The 3,954-nt window shown below is 64.0% G+C and carries 2 protein-coding genes and 1 pseudogene; 1 reads left to right on the top strand and 2 read right to left on the bottom strand.

All coding sequences use genetic code 11. The features are described from left to right. On the bottom strand, window positions 1-638 hold a 638-nt coding region (locus tag NS1_RS37070; protein ID WP_062992211.1), incomplete at its 3' end, for a DUF2637 domain-containing protein. A gap of 391 nt (window positions 639-1,029) precedes the next feature. Then, window positions 1,030-2,262 (bottom strand): tyrosine-type recombinase/integrase, encoded by a 1,233-nt coding sequence (locus NS1_RS37065; protein ID WP_063816374.1) that lies wholly within the window; start codon window positions 2,260-2,262, stop codon window positions 1,030-1,032. Window positions 2,263-3,759: 1,497 nt separating this feature from the next. Between NS1_RS37065 and NS1_RS37060 the strand changes: the two are divergent. Next, a pseudogene (locus NS1_RS37060) lies at window positions 3,760-3,954 on the top strand (hypothetical protein); the annotation flags it as partial.

Raw genomic sequence — 3,954 nt, 5'->3', positions numbered from 1 at the left:
GTGGTGACAGTGCCGTGATCGCGTCGCCCGCCGGGATCTTGTTCGCAGATCAATGCTGCCAACACGTCGAGATCGGGGCCTTTGCCTGCAGGATTTTCGGGGGCGGCGTCCTCGACGGGTTCGGATACGGCTTGCTGTGGGGCCGGTAGTGCGACTGGGGCGCTGGTAGATGCGGGTAGTTCGGGAGTGGGCTGTGGTGCTGGGGCGGTGTTTGCCGACTCGGTGTCGGTGTCGGGCTGCTGCGTGTGAGCCAACGTCAGCAGGGCTAGGGAACTTTGGGTCATGCTGCCTTCCACTATGAGCGGCCACAACCATGCTTCGGCGGCGGGCACACCTGCGGTGATCGCCAAAGCGCGCAGCGCGGTGAACGACAGCCAGAACGCGCCGCCGGCGATGACGACGGTCAGCGCGGTCGCGGCGCGGCGCGCGGTGGGGGAGGCGGTGTGCGCACGGGTGAGCAGGGCGACGCCGTGTACCGCGGCCAGCAGGGCCAGGGGTGGGATGACTGCGACGGTGGCTGCGACTGCTGGCATGGCGGTGGTGTGGAGGACGGCTTGGGTTGCGTTGCCGACCACGCTGACTCCGGCGGCGATGCAGAGCTCGGTCCAGAAGAAGACGTGCGCACGGTCCGTGCGCACGTCTTCGGTTGCAGTTGGCTGAGCTCGGGTAGATCGTGGTGATGCAGGCTGCATGGCTGGTCCCCCTCACTCGGGATGTTGACGGTCAGAACATTGCGTCGGTCGGACGTGCCCCCGCGGTGGCTGACGGGTCGGGTCACTCCGAGCGTGAAGGTTGTCTTCAGCGCCGCGATGGCAACGGGTGCGATCGGGCAGTCGGGTGGCGTCATCGGATCGGACGATCAGCGCGCAGAAGTTCCTCGGGTGCGCGGGCAGCGGCTACGGCGTCGGGTAAAACTTGGGAGCCAGGCTTGCTGAGCTTGGCGAAATCAGATATCCCAACGCCTCGCGTGATGCTCGGCGCGGGTGCTGAGGCCAAAGCGGTCGTGGACCAGCGCGAAGAACCTGTTGACTAGGGCTGGTCCGCGGAGTGCGCGCCGTCGTTCTTCGCCAGCTTCGCGATGTTTTCCGCCAATGCTTGTGCGCGTCCGGCACCCACCTTTTGGTAGCGCATCGCGGCGGCAGGGGTTTTGTGCCGCAGGCGTTCCATGATTTCGGCCAGCGTACCGCCGGCTTGTGCGGCGACAGTTCCTCCAGTGTGTCGTTGCTCGCCGGGTCGGAAGTCCGGGCGCCCGATTTTGACGCACGCCGCGCTGAAGATCCGGCGGTAGACCCATTCGCGCATGGTCTTACCGGTCTCGGGATCGGGGAACAGTAGTGAGGTCGTCGCTGAATCGACATGCCGGTCGAGGTGGGTGCGCACCGCCGGTCGGATATGGCTAGGGATCACCACCGGGCCGGTTGAACCAGATTTGGGACGGCCGATCTCGATCTTTCCTTCACGGTAGGTAGCGGCGAACGAGACCGTCATGACCGAGCAATCCGCGTTGAAGTCGCGTCGGCGTAGTTCGAAGGTCTCGGATGGACGAAGCCCGCACCATGCGGCCAGCAGGACTGAGACGGAAAGCTTTTCGGGCATGGCAGCCGCGAGATTGCCGATCTCGGCAGGGCTCAACACTGTGGGGTCATGGGCTGGCTGGACCGCCGTCGCGCCCTTGATACGACACGGGTTCTTGACGATGAGGCCGTCCTCGACGGCGACATTGAGCACCATCCGCAAGACCTCGTAAGCGCGTGCGCGCGCCGTCGGGACATCGGTGCGAGCCTGGTCGGGATTCGACTTCCGTCCACGCTTGCGCACGCGCGAGACTTTGCTGTACCAGTCCCGGACCATCTCCAAAGTGATGTCTTCCACCGCTGTTAACTCGAAGGTGGGGTTGAGATGCAGCCGCAGCAGGGACTTATAGGAGTCTGCGGTGCGTCGGGAGAGGGGTTGGCCTCGTCGCGACACTCGCGTGGCGATGATGCGTTCGGCGTAGGCGCCGAACAGCACCGGTGTCGGTGGCTCGGGGACGTCGGTCGCCTGGTGTCGGGTTGCCGGAGGCTCCCACGTTTGAAGATCAATTAATGTGCGTTCTGCCGCGAGCCAGCCTTCTGCACGACTTTTGATGTCGAAGGTATGGGCGGCTTTGTGTAAGCCGGTGTCTGGGCCGATATAGCTTGCGTGCCAACGACCGGAGGGTAGTTGTCGGATTCTGCCGAAACCGTGGCGGGTTGCACGTGAGCGAGACTTTTTCGGTGGCACTGGACCTCCTCTTGTCGAAGATGTGCGGCATGGGTGGGCCTCCGAGCTCGCTGGAAGGAGAGCCGGATCGGCAAAGTTGCGTGAACAGGGAACCCGTGCGGTGACTGGAGCAAGGACGGGGTCGGGGCGCGCGTGGGTGAACTCGTGTCGTGGCGGTGACTTTGCGTGTGTGGCCGCACCTGGGCGATCGTGCGCGAGGAATTGGCATCGCGCGTATGGGTTCGATGAGCACAGTCGAAGTCGGCCGCGCATCCAGACGGTCTGCTGGGAGCACGGTGGGGCGCGTGCTGTGATTGCAGGGCAAAGAGGATTCTCAGGCCAGTGCGGGCGCGCGGAACCGGCCTCCGTGTGGGCGCCGTTCCTGCGGCTGTTCAGTCTGCTTCGACACCCTGAGGAGATCGAGCCGATCGTCGACGTAAGCGGCGATGAGTCAGCCTGTTCAGCAACCGAGTTTGGCAAGATGACGGGCGGTCGGGTATACCGTCGGCCGGAGCTCGCATGGGTCACGAGCCGCGCGACGGACCACCGGATCCGCGTCTGGCGGCGAAGCGCCAGCTGACGCACGCTCCAGCGACGTACCGCTCTGAGAGTTGATGCCTCACCAGGACGAATGTGTCGGGCGGTGCAGGCGCAAGGAGCGGAGTATGAAGGCATGAACTGACCCAGGTCTCGTTTCCCCTGATCAGTCGCTCTTCCAGGCCCAGTATATGCGTAACCATGTCCTGGCCGAGCGCGTCCGTGCTGCTGTTCTGCTGTAGCGCATGCTTTCTCGCCGGTTTGAACCGCCCAGTGCGACGATTTCTACACCGGTGGCCGTCGCCCGTCACAGGTACGTCAGTCAATTCAAAATGAGAGTTCGCTGTATGACGCTGATTCGGCCAGCAGTTGGCTGAACACCCGGGGTGTTGTGGTGGTCTGCGTCTGGCTGCGGTGGCGGATGGGACCAAGCTCGCATGTGGCCGGCGGGTTGGTGCACCCGTCGACAGTGGTATCCGGCAGGCCCGAGCAGTTGGCGATGATAGGGCGACGCGACAGTTCGGCATCTGCCAGCAGGCATCGTCGGAGGCAACTCGTCGTCATGCTTAGCCTGCGGCTTGTCCGATTCCCATAACCGCCAGCGTCACCTACACTGTGAAACGCCAACCATTAGCTTGCATCAAGCCTGTGCGCGGCCGATTACCCAATCACGAACGCCCCGAACTCGTTACTTGGGTTCAACCGGTCGTCGCAACACTCTCAATATGAGAGGTTGCGGCGACCGTGTCGTTTCCGAGGAAGTGGTTCGGTTCAGTGGGCAGCTGGTCCGGCTGGTCGATTCAGGAGTGTCGGTACCAGAAGCTGCTGCGGCACTGGGAATTCCCCGGCAGCGGTGCTACGCGATCTTGCGGGCAGTAGACCGACCCGTGGGGCAGACCAAGCGATCGCCATCGGTGGACCCACAACTGATTCGGTCGGTATTCACCCGAACCGGTTCGATGCGCCGAACAGCCAAAATCGTTGGAGTGTCACCGTGGCTCGTTCGTCGGATCCTGGCAGGAGTTCTGCCTGGCCGCCCTCTACGACAACCTGGCCGAGGCGATGCGCGCGGAGACCATCGCCGCCCTCGAGCAGGCCGGTCCCGATCCCGACACACTCACCGCAGCCGGACTCGAAGCCTTCATCCGCTACCTGACCAGCGACCCGCGCCGCGCG

This window comes from Nocardia salmonicida NBRC 13393, from assembly GCF_001613085.1.
Classification (GTDB): Bacteria; Actinomycetota; Actinomycetes; order Mycobacteriales; family Mycobacteriaceae; genus Nocardia; species Nocardia salmonicida.
Note: the sequence above shows the minus strand (reverse complement) of the source record. Positions and strands in the feature narration are given on the sequence as shown.